A 20,283-nucleotide genomic window follows, 5' to 3' on the forward strand; every position below is an offset into this window, starting at 1 on the left:
CCTTCGCCACGTGATCGCCGTCGTACGGATCCTGCTCCGCCGTATCGCCCTGCTCGTGCCGCTGATGCTCGGCATCGTGCTGTTCGTGTTCCTGGTGATGCGGTTCTCGGACGTCGACCCGGCGTCCGCGTTCTTCCAGGGCGCCAACCCGACACCCCAGCAGCTGCACGACTTCCGGGAGGAACACGGCCTGCTCGACCCGCTGCCCGTGCGCTACGTGGACTTCGTCGCCGACGTACTGCACGGCGACATGGGCACCAGCGCGCTGACCCGGGCGCCGGTGATCGACCAGGTCACCACCGCGCTGCCGCTCACCCTCCAGCTCACCTTCCTCGGCCTGGGCATCGCGGTCGTCCTGTCCCTGCTGGGCGGGGTGACCGCGGCGATCTACCGGGACCGGCTGCCCGACCAGATCATCCGGGTCGTATCGCTGACCGGCGTCGCCGCGCCCGGCTTCTGGCTGGCGCTGCTGATGATCCAGTACCTGGCGGTCGATCTGGGCTGGTTCCCGACCGGCGGCTACATCAACCCGGCCGACTCCATCACCGGCTGGCTGAAGACCATGACCCTGCCGGCCTTCGCGCTGTCACTGCCGGTGGCGGCGCAGCTGACCAGGATCGTGCGGACGGCCGTGGTGGAGGAGCTGGACAAGGACTACGTACGGACGGCGATCGGCAGCGGGCTGCCGCCCCGGGTTGTCGTGGGTCGGAACGTGCTGCGGAACGCGCTCATCAACCCGCTCACCGTGCTCGGCCTGCGCGTCGGCTATCTCCTCGGCGGCGCGGTCGTCATCGAGACGATCTTCTCGCTGCCGGGCATGGGCAAGCTGATGATCGACGCCGTGAAGAACGGCGACCCGGCCGTCGTCCAGGGCGTCGTCCTGACCACCGCGGCCGGATTCGTCGTCGTGAACCTCGTCATCGACGTCCTCTACCTGCTGGTCAACCCGCGACTGAGGGATGCGACCACATGATGACCCGCAAGAGCCTCACCGAGACGCTGTCCCGGCCCGGGGTACGGCTGCGCGGCTGGCGCCGGCTGCCGTTGCTGTCGAAGGTCGCCGTCTGCTTCCTGGCGGTCGTCGTCCTGATGGCGCTGCTCGCGCCGCTCCTCGCCCCGCACGACCCGCTCGACCAGCAGCCGCCGGTCGACGGCACCGGGCATCCGTCCGCCGAGCACTGGATGGGGCAGGACAGCCTCGGCCGGGACATCCTCAGCCGGCTGATGTACGGGGCGCGCTGGTCGCTCGCGATCGGGCTCGGCGCCACCGGCCTGGCGCTGGTGGTCGGCGCGCTGCTCGGGGCGATCGCGGCCACCTCGCGCAAGGCGGTCGACGAGACGCTGATGCGCTGTCTGGACGTCGTGATGGCGTTCCCGGGCATCGCGCTGGCCGCCGTGCTGGTGGCCGTGTTCGGCGGTGGCATCACGGTGCTGATCTGCGCGATCGCGTTCCTGTTCACGCCACCGGTGGCCCGGGTGGTCCGGGCGAACGTCCTGGACCAGTACGGCGAGGACTATGTGACGGCGGAACGGGTGATCGGCGCGCGGACCCCGCACATCGTGCTGAAGCACGTGGCGATCAACTGTGCCGCCCCGGTGCTGGTGTTCTGCACGGTCCAGGTCGCCGAGGCGGTGGTCTTCGAGGCGTCGCTGTCCTTCATCGGGGCGGGTGTACGGCCGCCCGACCCGTCCTGGGGCAGTGTCATCGCGGACGGCAAGAACATGGTGCTGACCGGCGGCTGGTGGGCGACCGTGTTCCCCGGGCTGCTGATGCTGGTCACGGTGCTGTCGCTGAACATCCTGTCCGAGGGCGTGTCCGACGCGTGGGCGGCCCCGTCGGCCCGGGAGGTGGAGGCGCCCGGCGACGACCGGCTCGAGGCGCCGGAGCCCGGCAGCGGGGAGGTCGTGCAACTGCCCGGCCTGGCGGAGGCGGCCCGGCGGCTGCGGGCCCGGGCCCGCCGGCTGCCCCGGGACGGTCAGCCCGTGCTCGCGGTGGAGAACCTCGCGATCGGCTTCGACCAGCGGCACGGCGGCGTGGACATCGTGGACGGCATCAGCTTCGAGGTGCATCCCGGTGAGGTGCTGGGCCTGGTCGGCGAGTCGGGCTGCGGCAAGTCGCTGACCGCGCTGGCGGTGATGGGCCTCCAGCCGAAGGGGGCGCGCGTCAGCGGACAGGTGCGGTTCCGGCAGCGGGATCTGATCGCCGAGCCGATGCGCGTACGCCGCAAGCTCCTGGGCCACGAGATGGCCATGATCTACCAGGACGCGCTGTCGTCTCTGAACCCGGCGATGACGATCCGCGCCCAGCTCAAGCAGGTCGTCCGGCGCGGCGGGCGGCGCGGTCCGGCCGAGTTGCTGACGATGGTCGGCCTCGACCCCGAACGCACCCTGCGCAGCTATCCGCACGAACTGTCCGGCGGGCAGCGCCAGCGCGTCCTGATCGCCATGGCGCTGTCGCGCGACCCGAAGCTGATCGTCGCCGACGAGCCGACGACCGCCCTCGACGTGACCGTGCAGGCCCAGGTCATAGAGCTGTTGCTGCGGCTGCGCGAGGAGCTGGGCTTCGCTCTGATCCTCGTCTCGCACGACCTGGCGCTGATCGCGGACGTCACCGACCGGGTGGTGGTGATGTACGGCGGGCAGATCGTGGAGACGGGTGTGACCGCCGACCTGGTGGAGGCTCCGGCCCACCACTACACACGCGGTCTGCTCGGCAGTGTGCTGTCGCTGGAGTCGGCGCAGGAGCGGATGACGCAGATCAAGGGCGTCGTGCCGTCTCCGGCCGACTTCCCGGCGGGCTGCCGGTTCGCGGACCGGTGCCCGCGCGCGAGCGAGATCTGCCGGACGACGGCTCCGGTCCTGACCGGCCCCGAGGCGCACACGGCGGCCTGCCATCACCCGGCCATAGAGCTGTCGGCCACCGAGCCCGAGGCGGTGTCATGAGTGCGTTCGTGGAGTTGACGGATGCTCACGTCGTCCACAAGGCCCGCAGCGGCGGCCTGTTCACCCGGGACCGGGTGTACGCCCTGACCGGCGCCGACCTGGCCATCGCGCCCGGCGAGACCGTCGGTGTGGTCGGCGAGTCGGGCTGCGGGAAGTCCACGCTGGCGAAGGTCCTGGTGGGGGTGGAACGGCCGACCCGGGGGACGGTGTCCTTCCGGGGCCGGGACCTGTGGACGATGCCGGCCGCGGAGCGCCGGCGGGCCGTCGGCAGCAGTACCGGCATGATCTTCCAGGACCCGTCGACGGCCCTGAACCGCCGTCTGCCCGTCCGGCAGATCCTGCGGGACCCGCTGGACGTGCACGACCGGGGCACCAGAAGCAGCCGCGAGGACCGGGTGCGGGAGTTGATGTCCCTCGTCGGTCTCCCCCGGGCCCTCGCCGACGCCCTGCCGGGACAGTTGTCGGGCGGGCAGCGGCAGCGCGTCGCGATCGCCCGGGCGCTGGCGCTGGACCCGGACCTGGTCGTGGCGGACGAGCCGACGAGCGCCCTGGACGTGTCGGTCCGGGCCCAGATCCTCAACCTCCTGCTGGATCTGAAGGAACGCCTGGGGCTGGCCCTGGTCTTCGTCTCGCACGACATCCAGACGGTGCGGCGGATGAGCGACCGTGTGATCACCATGTACCTGGGCCGGATCGTGGAGGAGTCCCCGGCCGCCCTGGTCACCGACCGGGCCCGGCACCCGTACACCCGCGCCCTGTTCTCCGCCACGCCCGGCCTGCTCGACCCGATCGACCCGATCCCGCTGGTCGGTCCGGTGCCGTCGGCGACCCGCCCGCCGAGCGGCTGCCCGTTCCGGACGCGCTGCTGGAAGGCGGACGGGACATGTGCGGAGACGATGCCGGACTTCTCGGCCGCGTCGGCCCCCGCGCACCGCTTCCGCTGCCACCATCCTGTCCAGGAGGACGAGTCGACCCGCGACCTCGTCCGCCAGAGCGCCCCGATGGAGGCTCCATGACCCTCACCCCGCTGACCGGTGTCATCCCGCCCGTGTGCACGCCCCTGACACCGGACCGCGAGGTGGACGTCCCCTCGCTGCTCAGGCTCGTCGACCATCTGCTGGCCGGCGGAGTGAGCGGACTGTTCGTGCTCGGCTCCACGTCCGAGGCGGCGTATCTGCCGGACCGGCAGCGCAGGCTGGTCGTCGAGTCGGTCGCGGCCCATGTGAGCGGGAAGCTCCCGGTGCTGGCCGGGGCGATCGACATGACGACGGCCCGGGTCCTGGACCATGTCGCGTCGGTGACGGCGGCCGGAGCGGACGCGGTCGTCGTCACCGCCCCGTTCTACGCCCGCACCCACCCGGCGGAGATCGCCCGCCACTTCCGCGCGGTCGCGGCCGGCAGCCCCGTCCCGGTCATCGCCTACGACCTTCCCGTCGCCGTCCACACCAAGCTGCCCGCGGACGTGGTCCTGGAACTGGCCGCCGACGGTGTCCTGGCCGGTCTGAAGGACTCCAGCGGCGACCTGGCCGCCTTCCGCCAGGTCCTGACCGGCGCCCGGGACCGCCAGGGCATCACCGGCTTCAGCGTGCTGACCGGCTCCGAGCTGATCGTCGACGCGGCGCTCGCGCTCGGCGCGGACGGGACGGTGCCCGGCCTCGGCAACGTCGACCCGCACGGCTATGTCCGTCTGGACCGCCTGTGCCGCGCCGGGGACTGGGAGGAGGCCCGTGCCGAACAGGAGCGGCTGTGCGCCCTGTTCGGCATGGTGACGGTCGGCGACCCGGCCCGGATGGGCCCCGGTTCCTCGGCGATCGGCGCCTTCAAGGCCGCGCTGCACCTGCGGGGAGTGATCGACTGCCCGGCGACGGCGGAGCCGCAGGTGCCGCTGTCGCCGGACGAGGTGGAGCGGGTCGGCAAGTACCTGGCGGCGGCCGGGCTGCTCTAGAGGTCACCGACGGGCAGGCGGCGGAACTCGATCGTCTCGTAGGTCCCCCGTACTCCCGTCTCGTAGAGGATCCCCACCGTCTTCCGGCCGAGCGGCACCAGGTCGGAGTAGGCCGCGGGCTGCTGGGAGAGCGTCAGTGCCTTGGTGAACGTGGCGCCGTCGTCGGTGCTGCGCCAGAGGGCCATCGCCCTGCGCGCGGTGGGGACGGACGGGCCGGAGAACAGCAACGGCGCGCGCTTCCCGGCGAGTTGCAGGACGCTGCCCTGGACGATGGGGACCTCGTTCAGGGTGGGCTGCACGGTGTAGGGCCGGTCGAGGGACCGGCCGCCGTCGCGCGAGTGGCTGTCGAGGCGGTTGCCGGGGCTCGTGCCGTGCTGGTCGCGGGCGTTGAAGTAGACCCTGCCGTCGGGGAGCTGGGCGGCGATCGACTCGTTGGCGTTGTTCACCCCGTCGTAGGAGTCGTCGACGAAGCCCGTCCGCCAGGTCCTGCCGCCGTCGTCGCTGAGGAGCGCGTGGGCGCCGTAGTAGCGGGGTTCCTGGCCGGTGTCCGGGGAGCCCGCGGGCGGGGCCGCCGAGTGGTTGGCGGGGACGACCAGCCGGCCCGCGTGCGGGCCCCGGGTGAGAGCGATCGCATGGCCGGGGCCGGTCGCGTACCAGCGCCAGGACGCGCGCTTGGCCTGCGCGGTGATCTCACGGGGTGCGGTGAAGTGCCGGCCGTCGTCCCGGCTGTGCTGCGCGAACACCCGGCGGCTCTGCTCGGGCGTGACCTCGCCCCGCATGATCTGGGCCTCCGTCACCTTGCCGCTGTTGTAGGAGGTGAGGAGCACGACCGCGCCGGTGCGCGGGTCGACGACGGGGGCCGGGTTGCCCCGGGTGTCGCCCTTCCCGGCGGCGACGACGGTGAGCGGGCCCCAGGTGCAGCCGCCGTCCGCCGAACGCCTGAGGACGACGTCGATGGCGCCGGTGTCCCCCGCGCCGCCGCGTCTGCCCTCGGCGAAGGCGAGGACGGTGTGCTTGCGCGTGGTGACGGCGGCGGGGATGCGGTACGTGTCGTAGCCGCCCTCGCCCGAGACGTACGGGACGGAGGACGTACAGCCGGGGGTGGCCGAGGCGGAGGTCGTCGCGGTGGTCGTCGCGGTGACGGCGGTGAAGAGGACCGTGGTGACGAGGAGGGTGCGGCTGAGGAGTCTCATCCTGCTCCTGAAGCGGGGGCGTCGGATGGTGCCTGTCCGTCAGATGTTCCCCGGTGTCACGACCCCCGACTCGTACGCCACGATGACCAACTGCGCCCGGTCCCGCGCCGCCAGGTTGCCCATGATGCGGCTGACGTGGGTCTTCGCGGTCAGCGGGCTCAGGCCCAACACCTCTGCGATCTCGGTGTTGTTGAGGCCGCGCGCGACCAGCGCCAGCACCTCCCGCTCGCGCTCGGACAGACACTCCGGCCCGCCGGTCGCCGGTGCCGAAGGGCTGCGCAGGAACCGCTCGATCAGCCGTGCCGTGGGCCCGGGCGACAGCAGGGAGTCCCCGGCCGCGACCGTGCGGATGGCGTCGAGGAGTTCGGCCGGCCTGGTGTCCTTGACCAGGAACCCGGAGGCGCCGGCACGCAGGGCGTCCACGATGTACTCGTCGGTGTCGTAGGTGGTGAGGACCAGGACGCGGACGCCCGCGAGGTCGTCGTCGGCCGCGATGAGCCGGGTCGCCTCGATACCGTCCAGGTCGGGCATGCGGATGTCCATCACCACCAGGTCGGCGCGCCCGCTGCGGGCCAGCTCCACGGCCTGCCTGCCGGTGGCGGCCTGGCCGACGACCTCCATGTCGCGGGCCGACTCCACGAGCATCGCGAACGCCTCCCGCACCAGGGTCTGGTCGTCCGCGATCAGTACGCGGATGGTCATCCGGTCCTCTTCCCCTTCCCCGTCGTGGTCAGCGGCAGGACCGCGGCCACCTCGAAGCCGCCCCCGGGGCGCGGTCCGGCGTCGAGTGTGCCACCCACGCTGCGGGCCCGCTCCCGCATTCCGACGAGTCCGAAGCCCGGAGTGCCGCCCGGGGCCGGCCCGGTGCCGTCGTCGCTGACCGACAGACGCAGGGCGCCCTGCCGCTCGTCCAGTTCCACACGGACCGAGACGCCGGGGCCCGCGTGCCGCACCGCGTTCGTCAGGGCCTCCTGCACGATGCGGTAGGCGGCGGCGCCGACGGCGGGCGGCGCGTGCCGTATCCGTACGTTCTGCTCGACCCGGGCACCGGCCAGCCGCGCGGCCCGAGCCAGATCGGGCAGGCCGTCGAGGCCGGGCAGCGGGCCGCGGGCCTCCGGCGGGCCGTGCTCGCGCAGCACCTCCAGCGTCGTACGGAGTTCGCCGCGGGCGCTGCGGCAGGTCTCGGCGATGTCGTCGAGGGCCTTGGCGACCGTCTCCCGGTCGAGCCGCTCGGGGTCGGCGGACAGCACATGGGCGGCGACGGAGGTCTGCACGCCGATGAGGGTGATGCTGTGGGCGAGCAGGTCGTGCAGATCCCGGGCGATCCGCAGCCGCTCCTCGGCGACCCGCCGCCGGGCCTCCTCCTCCCTTGTCCGTTCGGCGCGTTCGGCCCGCTCCACGATGGAGGCGACGTACTGGCGGTAGAACCGCACGTCGACGCCGCAGAACAGCACGGCGACCACCCAGCCCGAGATCTGCAGCATCCTCAGGGCCTCGTGGGCGTTGATGGTGAGCATCGTGCTGGTCGAGAGGGTGAGGGTGCCGGCCCCGACCAGGACGGCACGCAGCGGGCGGCCGGTGACGGCGACGGTGTAGAGCGCGATGTACGTGGCCGGGGTCGGCGCGGAGTGGGGGTTGTCGAGGGCGTGGTACGGGGCGACACAGGCCACGACCCCGAGCAGCACGAGCAACGGCCGACGCCGCCGCCACGCGATCGGCACGTTGCACGCGACCAGCAGCACCCACCCCAGCGCATCGGGCCCGCCCCCGTCACCCCCGAGCAGCCCGAGCCCGACGGCGACCACGGCGGCGGCGACCGCGAGCAGGGCGTCGTTCCGGAGGGCGTGCGGGGCGGTCAGGGGGTCACGGTTGATCGCGGCCATGACCCGACTACCGGTGGTGGGTGCCTGCACAGTCACATCCTCGGCTCTCTCAACTGCGGGCATGCATGCCGCTAAGGGCGGCACGGGTGGGCGCAGCGGCACCCCGCTACGCCGGGCTGCGGACCCGCCCCGCCTCAGCCTCGACAGGCAGTTCCGGTGCCCGCGAGAGCCTCCCCGGCCACCACACCCGCCGCCGCAGCAGCACACTCGCCGTGGTCACCAGATACGTACGCACAAGGAACGTATCCAGCAACACCCCCACAGCGATGACAAACCCGAGTTCCACCAGCCCGACCATCGGCAAGGTCGTCAGCACAGCGAACGTCGCAGCGAGAACAACCCCCGCAGAGGCGATCACCCCACCCGTCGTCCGCAACGCGGTCAACGCGGCCACCTCCGGCTCGGCCCCCCGCACGGACTCCTCCCGCATCCGGTGCATCAGGAAGATGCCGTAATCCACACCCAGCGCGACCAGGAACACAAAGGACAGCAACCCCAGCCCCGGATCCGTACCGCCGAACCCGAACACCGGCTCGAACACCAGCCCGCCGATGCCCAGCGCCGCACCCCACACCGCGACCACCGCCGCCAGCAGCAGCAACGGCGCGACGAGGCTGCGCAACAGGCCGACCAGGATGACGAACACCGAGACGAGCACCAACGGCACGACCACCTTGCGGTCCCTGGACTCGCTGTCGGCCAGGTCGATCTGCTGGGCGCTGGGCCCGCCGACATACGCACCCTGAGGATCCAGCCCGGCCCGCAACGCCTCGATGGTCCGGGTCTCCGACGGCGTCTCGGGCGCGGCGGTCGTGAAGACGGCGATCTCCGTCCACCCGGAACCACTCCGCCCGGGAACCACCTCGGCGACCCCGTCGGTCTCACGGGCCCGCTCCGCCACCGCCTCGGCCCGCCCCTCGGGCGCCATGACCGTCACGGGCCGGCTGCTCCGCTCGGGATACTCCCGGGCCAGCGTCTGCATCGCGGTGATCGACTCGGGCCGCTCGGTGAACGAGTCCTCCTGCTTGATGCTGCCGGTCAGATTGAGCATGCCGAGCGCGAGGGCACCCAGCAGCACGCCCCCACCGACCAGCACCAGGGCGGGCCGGCGCGTCGCCGAGGTGCCCATCGCGGCGAACAGCGAGCGCCGGGCCTTCGGCTCACTCCCGAACGCGGGGATGAGCGGCCAGAAGACGCGCCGCCCGAGCAGGACCAGCACCGCGGGCAGCAGGGTCGTCATGGCGACCAGCGCGGCGAGCACCCCGACCATGCCGACCGGCCCCATGCCGCTGCTGCTGTTGAGGTCGGCGGCGAGCAGGCACAGCAGCCCGGCCGCGACGGTCCCCGAGGAGGCGAGGACGGCCGGTCCGCAGCCGCGCAGTGCGGTGCGCATGGCGTCGTACGGCCGCTCGTGGCGCCGCAGTTCCTCGCGGTAGCGGGAGACGATCAGCAGCGCGTAGTCGGTGCCGGCGCCGAGGACCAGCACGGTCATCACACCGCCGCTCTGGCCGGTGACGGTGACGTCGAACAGTTCGTGCAGCCCGTACCCGGCGGCCATCGCCGTGGCGGCGGCGACGCCCGCGACGGCGAGCGGGACCAGCCACAGGAAGGGGCTGCGGTAGATGAGGACGAGCAGCACGGTGACGACACCGAGCGTGGCGAGCAGCAGCGTGGCATCGAGCGTCCCGAACACCTTGTTCATATCGGTGTTCAGCGCCCCCGGCCCGCCGACCTCGACACTCAGCCCGCCGCCGCCCTCGGCGATGTCGCGCACCCCGTCGACGAAGGCGTCCCGGGCCTCCTCGTCCTGGCCCGGCTGGGTGCTGGAGACCGGGTACATCAGGGTGGAACCGTCCTCGGACGGGACGCCCCGCACCTCGCCACCCGTCAGATCGTAGGCGCCGCTCACCTCGGCGATCTGCTCGGCGGCGGTGCGCCGGTCGGCGTCGGTCAGAGGGCCGTCCCGGTGGTACACGAGCACCAGGTCGGTCGACTCCCCGCCGGGCAGCCGGTCCTGGACGCGGGCCACCTGGGTGGAGTCGGCACTGTCGGGCAGATAGTCGACCGCGCGGTTCTGCTGGATGCCGGCGAACTTCCCGGCGAGCGGCCCGAGCAGTACGAGCGCGGCCAGCCACAGCCCCACCACCGCCCAGGGCACGGCCCGCCGTCGCCCCGTACGTGTCCTTGTGTCCCCCATCAGCCGGGCTCCCTCCGCGTCGGGTGTCTGGAACGCTCTCCAGACTCCCGGCACGCGGCGACGGGTTCGTCGGGCGCGAGGCCGAGTTGAGGGGTACTGCCCGGGGCGGCACGGGCCGCCGGTTACTCCCCGGGGAGTATCGCGGCGACGTGTCCTACGACGGCGTACGGGCGGCGGCCGCCAGCAGCCGGGTCACGTCGTCCGAGCAGATGGTCAGCGCCGCCCCCACCGTCGCGAGGACGTCCCGCTCGGCCGGGGTGTACGGCCCGTCCGCCAGGGCGATGCGGGCACCCTGGAGCAGGATCGATTCGCGGCCCACGGTGGCGAGGTGCGGGGCGAGCGGGTCCAGTGCCTCGTGGAGCTCTATGGCCAGCCCCGCACCGCAGGGCTCGCCGGAGATCCGGCCGGTGTCCGCCTCCAGCGCCTCGACGAGGGCGGCCAGCTGCTCCTCCGTGCAGTCGTCGAAGCCGGCCGCGCGCACGGCCAGCACGGCCGCCTCCAGTGCCGTACGGGAACCGGCACCGCCCGCCGCCAGTACCGCGAGGGCGACGGTGTGCACGGCGTCGCGGAGCATCGCGGAGAAGCGGATGGTCGTCGGATGGTCGAGGACGTCCGTGCCGAAGTGGCGGCGGCAGGCGGCGCACTCCACCACCGGGCCGGTCTCGCCGCGCGGCAGCACGGGCAGGCCCAGCAGGGTGAAGCGGCGCTGTCCGGTCAGCCGCTGGTAGTTGCGGTCGCCGCCGCAGCCGGGGCAGAAGAACTCCCCGTCACCGGCCGCGGTCCATGCGATACGGGTGCCCAGGATGCTCGAAAACCTGGCGGCATGGCCGTTTCGTCCCCGTCCTGGCAGCACGTCGCACCTCCGTCACGCCGCACGGCAGCGTCGCCGCGCTTGCGTGATGTTAGCCACATCCATGAGGAGGAGTCAGCACCCCGGAGGAGACCTTTCCGTGACCCTCACAGGGATTGGCCGGTATTTGACTGCTCCCCTCCCTGAGAGGAAGGGATCCCTGGCTCAGGCCGCCTCCTGGAGCAGCACTCCAGGAGGTCCTATGCCCTCAGCACCAGCCGGGTTCAGACCAGCCCGGACGAGCATCACACGTGCGGAGTTCTTGTCCCTGGGGGATTCGGCTCCGCACGCGGTGCAGGTGTAAGTGCGTTCCGACAGCGGCAGTGCGTGCTTGGTTCTCGCGTCGCACGATGCGCAGTCCATGGTGGTGTGCGCGGGATGTACCAGGCGCACGTCGCGCCCGTGCTTGCGGCCCATCTCCAGCAATGCCTGCTTGGCGGAACCGATCGCCGCGTCGGCAGCCTTGCGCGCCATGCTGGTTTGGCTGAGAAACTTCGGACGGAAGTCCTCCACAGCGATCGTGTCGTGGTCGGCCACGACACGCTTGGCCCACTTGCGGGCGGTGTCCTGCCGCTGCCGGGCGACCTTCTGGTACGTCTTCGCCCGCAGCTTCTTCGCCTCACGGTAGCCCTTCGAAGCAGCCTGCCCCTTGTCGGGTTTGCGGCGGGCCATCATCCGGTCGTACCGACTCAGCTTCGCTCGCGCCTTCCTGCCGTGCTCGGGGTGGGGCAGGTCGTGGGCGTCAGACGTGGTTGTGGCAGTCTGCCGCACGCCCCAATCCACCCCGATCACCGCACCGGTGCCGGCCAGCGGCTCAAGCTGGACGGGTACGACGAACGAGGCGTACCAGTGGCCCAGGCTGTCGCGGTACACCCGGACGGAGGATGGTGCGGCTGGCAGGTCCCGTGACCACACCACGCTGAGCACGATGCCGCCCGCGAGGTGCAGGCGACTGCTCCTGAGACGGAAACCGCGCCTGGTGTAGTTCAGTGTCGGCAGCGCGTCGCGCTTCTTCCTGTGTGTGGGCATCCCGGCCCGCCGACACTGCGGCAGGCGCTCCCTGATGTCCTTGAGCGCCTTCGCGCGAGCCTTGCCGAAGTCTCGGATGACCTGCTGTTGTGACACCGAGGAGCCGTCTGAGAGCCACGCGGTGACGGCGCGTGCCTTGGTCAGCATCTTGTCCAGCAGGGCGGCCCCGCACGCCTCGCTGTCCTGCTGGGTCTTCCGGGAGCGGGCAACACACTCGTTCCAGACCCACCGACAGCGATCCCACTCCGCCTCCAGCGCGGCGCGGGCTCTGGACGACACACGCAGTCGGTAGGTATGCCCGAGAACCGCACACGCGTGCCTCCGATCACGCTCTATCACCCCCACCAGCGATCACGGGTACACGTGTTGACATCCCCTTGGGCGCCAATGGTCGCCGGGGCCTCCCCGCCGGAGGAGAAAGAACGGGCCTTGCGTGCCGTCAGACGGCACGCAAGGCCCGCAATCCCGCTACGACTGGTCAGCGCGTCGCGCGGTTGACGGCCGAGACGACCGCCTTCAGAGAGGCGCGCGTCGTGTTCGCGTCGATTCCGATCCCCCACAGGATCTTGTCGTCGATGGCGCATTCGATGTAGGAGGCGGCCTGCGCGGAGGCGCCCTCGCTCATCGTGTGCTCCTGGTAGTCCAGCAGCCGTACGTCGATGCCGACGGACTGCAGCGCGTCGAAGAACGCCGAGATCGGGCCGTTGCCCGAGCCGGTCAGCACGGTGTCCTGGCCGTCGACCGTGGCCTCCACCTTCAGTGTGTCCACGCCGTCGGTGTCGGTGGTCGACTGGTTGTTCTTGACCTGGAGCCGGCCCCACGGGTTCTCGGGGTTGGGCAGGTACTCGTCCTCGAAGGCCCCCCAGATGGCCTTCGGCGTGACCTCGCCGCCCTCGGCGTCCGTCTTCGCCTGGATGAGCTTGGAGAACTCGATCTGCATCCGGCGCGGCAGTTCCAGCTTGTGGTCGTTCTTCAGGACGTACGCGATACCGCCCTTGCCGGACTGCGAGTTGACCCGGATGACCGCCTCGTAGGAGCGGCCGACGTCCTTGGGGTCGATCGGCAGGTAGGGTACCGCCCACTCGATGTCGTCGACGGTGACGCCCTTGGCGGCCGCGTCGGCCTCCATGGCGTCGAAGCCCTTCTTGATGGCGTCCTGGTGGGAGCCGGAGAAGGACGTGTAGACCAGGTCGCCCACGTACGGGTGGCGCGGGTGGACCTCCATCTGGTTGCAGTACTCCCACGTACGACGGATCTCGTCGATGTCGGAGAAGTCGATCTGCGGGTCGACGCCCTGGGAGAAGAGGTTCATGCCCAGGGTGACCAGGTCGACGTTGCCGGTGCGCTCGCCCTGTCCGAACAGGCAGCCCTCGACGCGGTCGGCGCCGGCCATCAGGGCCAGCTCGGCGGCGGCGACGGCCGTGCCGCGGTCGTTGTGCGGGTGGATGGAGAGGACCACGTGCTCGCGACGGGTCAGGTTGCGGCCCATCCACTCGAAACGGTCGGCGTGGGTGGAGGGCGTGGAGCGCTCGACGGTCGCCGGCAGGTTGAGGATGATCTCGCGGCCCGGGCCGGGCTGCCAGACGTCCATGACCGCCTCGCAGACCTCCAGCGCGAAGTCCAGCTCGGTGTCCGTGAAGATCTCGGGGCTGTACTGGTAGCCGAACTCCGTCTCCGGGCCCAGCAGCTTCTCCGCGTACTCCATGACCAGCCGCGTGCCGTCGATCGCGATCTGCTTGATGTCGTCCTTGGAGCCGCGGAAGACGACCCGGCGGAAGACGGGGGCCGTGGCGTTGTACAGGTGGACCGTGGCGCGCTTGGCGCCCTTCAGGGACTCCACGGTCCGCTCGATGAGGTCCTCGCGGGCCTGGGTCAGCACGGAGATGGTGACGTCGTCGGGGATGGCCCCGGGCTCCTCGATGATGGAGCGCACGAAGTCGAAGTCGGTCTGGCCGGAGGCCGGGAAGCCGACCTCGATCTCCTTGTAGCCCATCTTGACCAGCAGGTCGAACATGGCGCGCTTGCGGGCCGGCGACATGGGGTCGATCAGGGCCTGGTTGCCGTCGCGCAGGTCGGTGGAGAGCCAGCGGGGGGCGGTGGTGATCCGGTTGGACGGCCAGGTGCGGTCCGGGATGTCGACCTGCTCGTAGCGGCCGTACTTGCGGATCGGCATGGTGCTGGGCTGCTGGCGGTTCGCCATGATGCGGGGGCTCCTCAGGATGTCCGGAAGGACGGCCGACGACGCAGCACCAAGCTCCGCGGGGAGGGGGTCGGCCTCGACTACAGGCCCTCGCCGCGGCAGCTAAGGAGAAGCAGCCCGAAACGCATGATGCGCAGCATGCTAGCCGAGGCCCTCCAGGTGTGCGGATCCGTATCAGTATGCGGGACCGGGCTCACATACAGGATAAAAAGTGCGCTATGCCACTTCGCTATACCACCGCCATACCACTCAATCACGGAGCGTGAAGTCGCTTGTCCGCGTATTTCACCAATCATGGTGGCGACCGGTGACAGGCTCGTCACGCAGTGCAAAGGTGCCAGGCATGACGACTCACGGGGGCTTCGAGCCCGTCTTCTGCACCATCGTTCCGCCCCATGTCCTCGACAAGCTCGCCCAGGCCGAGGACCCCGCGCTGGCCGGCCCGGCCCGCCGCACCCTCCAGCGTGACGCCTTCGAGCGCACCCAGCGCCGCCTGACCACGGTCATCGGCGCGAGTGCCGTCGCCTCGGTCGCCGACGGCAAGCCGCAGCGCACGATCCACGACGCCCGGCACGGCACCGACCTGCCCGGACACAAGGTCCGCGGCGAGGGCGACAAGCCCGGCAAGGACGCCACGGTCAACCGCGCCTACGCCGGCCTCGGCGCCACCTTCGAGCTGCTCCTCACGGCGTACCAGCGCGACTCGATCGACGGGAACGGCCTGCCGCTGGACGCGACCGTGCACTACGACCGCGACTACAACAACGCCTTCTGGAACGGCGAGCAGATGGTCTTCGGGGACGGCGACGGGGAGATCTTCCTCGACTTCACCATCCCCATCGACGTCATCGGCCACGAACTCGTCCACGGCGTCACGCAGTACACCGCGAACCTCACCTACTTCGGCCAGCCCGGTGCGCTGAACGAGTCCGTGTCGGATGTCTTCGGCGCGCTGATCAAGCAGTACACGCTCGGCCAGACCGCCGCCGAGGCCGACTGGCTGATCGGCGCGGGCCTGCTCGCCCCGCGGGTGACGGGCGTGGCGCTGCGCTCCATGAAGGAGCCGGGGACGGCGTACGACGACGACGTCCTCGGCAAGGACCCGCAGCCCGGGACCATGGACGACTTCGTCCGCACCGGCCGCGACAACGGCGGTGTCCACATCAACTCGGGCATCCCCAACCACGCCTTCTACCTCGCGGCCACGGCCCTCGGCGGCCACGCCTGGGAGCGCGCGGGACAGGTCTGGTACGACGTGCTGACCGGCGGCGAGCTGAAGGAGCAGGCGATGTTCACCGACTTCGCCACGCTCACCGTCAAGGCCGCGCGGGAGCGCTTCGGCGACGGCGAGGAACTGGACGCCGTCTCGAAGGCCTGGGAGCAGGTCGGGGTGCGGACCCTGTAGTTCCGTACTAGACAGGTGCCATGCGGATTCAGGTGAGGCGCACAGGCGGGTTCGCGGGCATCGAGCGGCATGCCGAGGTGGACACCTCGGGCCGCCCCGATGCCGCCGAATGGCACGCCCTGGCCGAGCAGGCGGTGGCCGCCGGCCGGGGCACTCCGCCGATCGGGGTGCCGGACGGTTTCAGCTACCAGATCACGGTGGACGGCAAGACGGTCTACTGCTCGGACCCCCGGCTGACGGACGAGCAGCGCAAGCTGATCTCGCGGGTCCTCAAGGAGGGCGCGTAACAGGTCCTGGGCGGCGGCCTGTTGACTTGAGTTACCGCCGGTACGGATGATCCGCGCATGGTGACTGACGCAGGCAACCCGATTCCCCGTTTCCCGGCCGGTTTCCTCTGGGGCGTGTCGACCTCGGCGCACCAGATCGAGGGCGCTGCGGACGCGCGCGAGCCGTCCGTGTGGGATGCCTTCACGGCCGAGCCGGGACGGGTGAAGGACGGCTCGACGGCGGCGGTGGCCTGCGACCACTACCACCGCCACCGCGAGGACGTGGCGCTGCTGGCGGAGCTGGGCGTGAACGCGTACCGCTTCTCGGTCTCCTGGCCGCGGGTGCGCTCCGAGAAGGGCCTGGACTTCTACGACCGGCTGGTCGACGACCTGTGCGCGGCGGGCGTCCGCCCGGTGCCGACCCTGTTCCACTGGGACCTGCCGGCGGACCTGGACTGGCTGGAGAGGGACACGGCCGCCCGCTTCGCCGAGTACGTGTCCCTGGTCGCCGACCGGCTCGGTGACCGGGTCACGAAGTGGATCACCCTGAACGAGCCCGCCGAGCACACCCTGCTGGGCCACGCCCTGGGCGTGCACGCACCGGGCAGGAAGCTGCTGTTCGACGCGCTGCCGGTCGCTCATCACCAGCTGCTGGCCCACGGCCTGGCCGTAAGGGCCCTGCGCGCCTCGGGCGCCACGGACATCGGCGTCGCCAACTCGCACGGCCCGACCTGGGCGGCGTCGACCGAGGCGGCGGACGTGGAGGCGGCCGAGTTCTACGACCTGCTGCTGAACCGCCTCTTCGCGGACCCGCTGCTGCTGGGCCGGTACCCGGACGGCATCGGCGAGCTGATGCCCGGGGACGTCGAGGCCGATCTGAAGGTGATCGCCGAGCCGGTCGACTGGTACGGCGTCAATTACTACGCGCCGACCCGGGTGGGCGCTCCGCAGGGCACGGAGATCGAGTTCGGCGGCGTCTCCATGCCCGCCGAACTGCCCTTCTCCGTAAGGGAGATCGCGGGTCACCCGGTCACGGACTTCGGCTGGCCGGTCGTACCCGAGGGCCTCACCGAACTCCTCACGACGTTCCGCGAGCGCTACGGCGACCGGCTCCCGCCCGTCGTCATCACCGAGAACGGCTGCTCGTACCCGGGCCTCGACGACCAGGATCGCATCACCTACCTGGACGGCCATGTCCGCGCCCTGCACCGGGCGCTGGAGGCGGGCGTCGACGTGCGCGGCTACTTCGTCTGGTCCCTGCTCGACAACTTCGAGTGGGCGGAGGGCTACGCACGCCGCTTCGGCCTGGTCCATGTCGACTTCGAGACCCAGGAGCGGACCCCGAAGTCGTCGTACCGCTGGTACCGGGAGCTGCTGAAGGCGCAGGACGCTGCGGGCGCTACGGCTTGATGCCCACGCCGGTCCACAGGCTGACCTCGGCGTCCGTCGGGGTGTCGCCGTCGGTGGGGTCCGGGCGCCAGCGGTGGCCGACGGCGACGCCCGGCTCCAGCAGGTCAAGGCCGTCGAAGAAGCGGGCGACATCGGCCTGGGAGCGGAACTGCACCGGCGTCCCGGCCGTGGTGTAGATGTCGGTGACCTTCTGCCAGGTGGGGGCGTCGAAGTCGGGCGTGCAGTGGCTCAGCGCCAGGGCGCTGCCCGAGGGCAGGACGTCCAGCAGGCGGCGCACGATGCCGTAGGGGTCCTGGGCGTCGGTGACGAAGTGCATCAGGGCGTTGAGGGACAGCGCGACCGGGCGGCTCAGGTCCAGGATCTCGGCCAGCGCGGGCGCGTTCAGCAGCGTCTGGGGGTCGTTGACGTCCGCCTCTATGTACGTCGTGCGGCCCTCGGCGGAGCTGCGCATCAGGCGCTCGGCGTACTTGAGGACGAGGGGGTCGTTGTCGGCGTAGACCACCCGGGCGTCGGGGACCACGGACTGGGCCACCTGGTGCAGATTGGGCTCGGTGGGGATGCCGGTGCCGATGTCCAGCCACTGGCGGATGCCGTGCTCGCGCGCGAGGACCCGGGTGGCCCGGTGCATGAAGGCCCGGTTCTCGCGGGCGCACACGAAGATGGCGGGGTAGGCCTCGGCGACCCGTTCGGCGGCCTGCTTGTCGACCTCGAAGTGGTCCTTGCCGCCGAGGTAGTAGTCGTACATGCGGGCGGAGTGGGGCCTGCTGGTGTCTATGTCCCGCGCGGCCTGCGACTGGGTCATGCTGTGCCTCTCGGTGGGGGGTGGTGGTGCGAGTCCGGCTCAGTGGGGCTTCAGTGAGCCGTCAGATGGTCGGCGAGGCCCTGCTTGACCCCCGCGACGAACGCGGTGATCTCCTCGGGCGTGTAGATCAGCGCGGGACCGGCCGGATCCGTGGACTGCCGGACCGCCACGCGGCCGTCGGCGAGTTGCTTGGCCTCCACGCACTGCCCCCCGTTCGGACCGCTCCAGGGCCGTTCCCAGCCCTGCTCCCCCAGGTCCGACGCGGGCATCCCGTTGTAGACGGTGCCCTCGGCGATGGTCATGCGTACTCCTTCCGCATGCGGTTCAACAGCGCCTTGCTGTCCGCGGACGAGGTCTTCAGAGACAGCCGGTTGTGCGCCTCCAGATGAGCCACGACGTCGGCCCGCTGGTCGAGGTAGACGGAGGCGGAGAGGAGCTCGCTGTAGACGATGTCGGGCAGCTCCCGCTCCTCGAACCGGAAGTAGGTGAACGGCGCGCACGCCCCGACGTGGGCGCCCGCGGCGAACGGCACGATGTCGACGCTGACGTGCTCCAGCTCGGACGCCTCCAGGAGCCGGTCGATCTGCTCCCGCATCACCTCGGGGCCGCCCACCACGCGGTGCAGCACGGCCTCCTCCATGACGACCCAGAGCGTGGGCGCGTCCTGTCTGGTGAGCAGGCTCTGGCGGCGCAGCCGCAGCTCCACGCGCCGCTGGAGGTCCTCCTCGTCGTCGTTCGGGAAGCCCCCGCCCAGCACGGCACGCGCGTACCCGGGCGTCTGGAGCAGGCCGGTGACGTACTGCGGCTCATAGGTGCGCAGCGTTCTGGCGCCGGTCTCCAGGCTCACGTAGGCGGTGAACCAGGACGGCATCACATCGCGGTACGGGTGCCACCAGCCGGGCTCGTTGGCCCGCTCGGCCAGGGTGACGAACTCGTCGATCTCCTGACGGCCGGCGCCGTAGGTCTCCAGCAGCTTCTCGACGTAGAGGATCTTCAGGCCGACCTCGGCCTTTTCCAGGCGGCGGATGGTCAGCGGTGTCACGCGCAGGGTCTTGGCCGCGTCGTCGAGCGAGAGGCCCGCGCTCTGCCGGGCTTCCTGGAGCCTCCGGCCGAGAATCATGCGGAGAACGGTGGGTGCGCCGGCGCCGGTGCCTGATCGCGCGTCGTTCACGCCGTACCTCCTGAGGGTTCGTCATCGGCGCAGGGCGGGCGGGGACTTGATCGTCCTGTCGGACCACGGAGCGGTGCGATGCGTTCCGTTTGAAATTATCAGGGAGATGGTTGCAGCGTGAACTGCTCTGCGAGCATAGTTACTTGTGTGACCAGGGCGCCGGAACCCCCCACTCCCCTTTTCCGGCCGGTCCGTTGTCCGCCTCGCCCCTTCCCACCCCCCACGGAAGGCGACCGCCGTGTCCCCCCACACGACTTCCACCCCCCGGTTCCCGGACGCGGTGCGCCCGGGCCGTACGCAATGGCTGGAACTACCGCCCCACCGGACCAGCGTCAGAGTGGCCCGTCATGACACGCAAGCACGGCTGACCTCGTGGCAGGTGCCCGACGAGGTGTGCGCGAACGCCGTCCTGCTCGTGTCCGAGTTGGTGACCAACGCCGTGCTGCACACGCTCAGTGAGCGGATACTCTGCGGCGTCGCGCGGGTGGCGAACGACCGCTTCCGGCTGGAGGTGCACGACGGCGACCTGACGGGCCGCGGCATCCCCGACTGCCGCCCCGGCCCCGACGACGAGCACGGCCGCGGGCTCCTGCTCGTCCGCGAGATAGCCGACAGCTGGGGAATCGTCCGCTCACCCCTCACGGGCGGCAACGCGGTCTGGGCGAGCCTGGCGACGGCGTTATGACGCGATGCACTGTGTCCTGAAGATTGAATCAACAACAGAGCTGGACATTTTGGTCATTTGATAGCACTAGTGGCTATTGTGGAGTAGATAACCGATAGCGACGCGCGCAGTTCAGGAGGTGCAACGACATGCGCACCTACGAGCGTCCGACGCTGACCGCGGTCGGCTCATTCCGCAAGACCGGTCTCGGCTTCAGGGCCGGACCGGAACGGTTCTGGTTCTTCCGGAGGAGGTTCTTCTGATCCGCCGGTTGTTCCACCGGCGCGAGATCTCCAGGTGGCGGTAGGGCATCAAGTCCTGCCGC

At 70.9% G+C, this 20,283-nt stretch carries 19 protein-coding genes; 9 read left to right on the forward strand and 10 right to left on the reverse strand.

The window, feature by feature from the left end:
* The first annotated feature begins 10 nt into the window (after nt 1-10).
* The 4 genes from ACFT32_RS25485 to ACFT32_RS25500 are packed head-to-tail and all read left to right on the forward strand — an operon-like array spanning nt 11 to nt 4,888.
* Nucleotides 11-973, forward strand: a complete 963-nt coding sequence (locus tag ACFT32_RS25485) for an ABC transporter permease (protein WP_382493424.1) — start codon at nt 11-13, stop codon at nt 971-973.
* A complete protein-coding gene (locus tag ACFT32_RS25490) occupies nt 970-2,943 on the forward strand; it encodes a dipeptide/oligopeptide/nickel ABC transporter permease/ATP-binding protein (protein ID WP_382493427.1) in 1,974 nt (657 codons plus the stop codon). The genes ACFT32_RS25485 and ACFT32_RS25490 overlap by 4 nt, the downstream gene beginning before the upstream one ends.
* A complete protein-coding gene (locus ACFT32_RS25495) occupies nt 2,940-3,959 on the forward strand; it encodes an oligopeptide/dipeptide ABC transporter ATP-binding protein (protein ID WP_382493430.1) in 1,020 nt (339 codons plus the stop codon). Before ACFT32_RS25490 ends, ACFT32_RS25495 begins: the two co-directional genes overlap by 4 nt.
* Nucleotides 3,956-4,888, forward strand: a complete 933-nt coding sequence (locus ACFT32_RS25500) for a dihydrodipicolinate synthase family protein (protein ID WP_382493433.1) — start codon at nt 3,956-3,958, stop codon at nt 4,886-4,888. Before ACFT32_RS25495 ends, ACFT32_RS25500 begins: the two co-directional genes overlap by 4 nt.
* On the opposite strand, the gene ACFT32_RS25505 is transcribed toward ACFT32_RS25500, so the two are convergent.
* The 7 genes from ACFT32_RS25505 to leuA form a co-directional block, all read right to left on the reverse strand.
* Nucleotides 4,885-6,081 (reverse strand): exo-alpha-sialidase, encoded by a 1,197-nt coding sequence (locus ACFT32_RS25505; RefSeq protein WP_382493436.1) that lies wholly within the window; start codon nt 6,079-6,081, stop codon nt 4,885-4,887. The genes ACFT32_RS25500 and ACFT32_RS25505 overlap by 4 nt on opposite strands.
* Nucleotides 6,082-6,120: 39 nt before the next feature.
* Entirely contained in the window at nt 6,121-6,783 is a 663-nt protein-coding gene (locus ACFT32_RS25510) for a response regulator (RefSeq protein ID WP_382493439.1), read from the reverse strand.
* On the reverse strand, nt 6,780-8,027 hold the full coding sequence (locus ACFT32_RS25515) for a sensor histidine kinase (RefSeq protein ID WP_382493442.1): 1,248 nt from the start codon (nt 8,025-8,027) through the stop codon (nt 6,780-6,782). Before ACFT32_RS25515 ends, ACFT32_RS25510 begins: the two co-directional genes overlap by 4 nt.
* Before the next feature lie 43 nt (nt 8,028-8,070).
* Nucleotides 8,071-10,161 (reverse strand): MMPL family transporter, encoded by a 2,091-nt coding sequence (locus ACFT32_RS25520; protein ID WP_382493445.1) that lies wholly within the window; start codon nt 10,159-10,161, stop codon nt 8,071-8,073.
* 154 nt (nt 10,162-10,315) lie between these two features.
* Nucleotides 10,316-11,014, reverse strand: coding sequence for a TerB family tellurite resistance protein (locus ACFT32_RS25525; protein ID WP_382493448.1), 699 nt, complete (start codon nt 11,012-11,014; stop codon nt 10,316-10,318).
* Nucleotides 11,015-11,176: 162 nt separating this feature from the next.
* Nucleotides 11,177-12,319, reverse strand: a complete 1,143-nt coding sequence (locus ACFT32_RS25530; RefSeq protein ID WP_382493451.1) for an RNA-guided endonuclease InsQ/TnpB family protein — start codon at nt 12,317-12,319, stop codon at nt 11,177-11,179.
* A gap of 199 nt (nt 12,320-12,518) precedes the next feature.
* Nucleotides 12,519-14,240, reverse strand: coding sequence for a 2-isopropylmalate synthase (gene leuA, locus ACFT32_RS25535; RefSeq protein ID WP_382493453.1), 1,722 nt, complete (start codon nt 14,238-14,240; stop codon nt 12,519-12,521).
* A 343-nt stretch (nt 14,241-14,583) separates the two neighbouring features.
* Here leuA and ACFT32_RS25540 point away from each other — a divergent pair, with 343 nt between their 5' ends.
* Genes ACFT32_RS25540 through ACFT32_RS25550 form a run of 3 tightly spaced genes read left to right on the forward strand, consistent with a single transcriptional unit; the run spans nt 14,584 to nt 17,321 of the window.
* The gene (locus ACFT32_RS25540) at nt 14,584-15,645 is read left to right on the forward strand and encodes a M4 family metallopeptidase (RefSeq protein ID WP_382493456.1); all 1,062 of its coding nucleotides are present in this window, start codon (nt 14,584-14,586) and stop codon (nt 15,643-15,645) included.
* A gap of 20 nt (nt 15,646-15,665) precedes the next feature.
* A complete protein-coding gene (locus ACFT32_RS25545) occupies nt 15,666-15,932 on the forward strand; it encodes a protealysin inhibitor emfourin (protein WP_184592473.1) in 267 nt (88 codons plus the stop codon).
* A 57-nt stretch (nt 15,933-15,989) separates the two neighbouring features.
* On the forward strand, nt 15,990-17,321 hold the full coding sequence (locus tag ACFT32_RS25550) for a GH1 family beta-glucosidase (protein WP_382493459.1): 1,332 nt from the start codon (nt 15,990-15,992) through the stop codon (nt 17,319-17,321).
* Here ACFT32_RS25550 and ACFT32_RS25555 read toward each other — a convergent pair.
* From ACFT32_RS25555 to ACFT32_RS25565, 3 genes are read right to left on the reverse strand one after another with little or no spacing between them, the layout of a single operon-like run.
* Nucleotides 17,311-18,123, reverse strand: a complete 813-nt coding sequence (locus ACFT32_RS25555) for an SAM-dependent methyltransferase (protein ID WP_382493462.1) — start codon at nt 18,121-18,123, stop codon at nt 17,311-17,313. The two genes, ACFT32_RS25550 and ACFT32_RS25555, sit on opposite strands and share 11 nt — an antisense overlap.
* Nucleotides 18,124-18,173: 50 nt before the next feature.
* On the reverse strand, nt 18,174-18,425 hold the full coding sequence (locus tag ACFT32_RS25560; RefSeq protein WP_189723446.1) for a DUF397 domain-containing protein: 252 nt from the start codon (nt 18,423-18,425) through the stop codon (nt 18,174-18,176).
* Complete coding sequence (locus tag ACFT32_RS25565) at nt 18,422-19,294, reverse strand: helix-turn-helix domain-containing protein (RefSeq protein WP_382493465.1); 873 nt, start codon at nt 19,292-19,294, stop codon at nt 18,422-18,424. The genes ACFT32_RS25560 and ACFT32_RS25565 overlap by 4 nt, the downstream gene beginning before the upstream one ends.
* 337 nt (nt 19,295-19,631) lie before the next feature.
* Here ACFT32_RS25565 and ACFT32_RS25570 point away from each other — a divergent pair, with 337 nt between their 5' ends.
* Both ACFT32_RS25570 and ACFT32_RS25575 read left to right on the forward strand, forming a co-directional pair.
* On the forward strand, nt 19,632-19,979 hold the full coding sequence (locus tag ACFT32_RS25570) for an ATP-binding protein (protein WP_382493467.1): 348 nt from the start codon (nt 19,632-19,634) through the stop codon (nt 19,977-19,979).
* A 128-nt stretch (nt 19,980-20,107) separates the two neighbouring features.
* Nucleotides 20,108-20,221 (forward strand): keywimysin-related RiPP, encoded by a 114-nt coding sequence (locus ACFT32_RS25575; RefSeq protein ID WP_107092234.1) that lies wholly within the window; start codon nt 20,108-20,110, stop codon nt 20,219-20,221.
* The last annotated feature ends 62 nt before the right edge of the window (nt 20,222-20,283 follow it).

It is taken from the genome of Streptomyces sp. NPDC057002, from assembly GCF_042673825.1.
Taxonomy (GTDB): Bacteria; Actinomycetota; Actinomycetes; order Streptomycetales; family Streptomycetaceae; genus Streptomyces.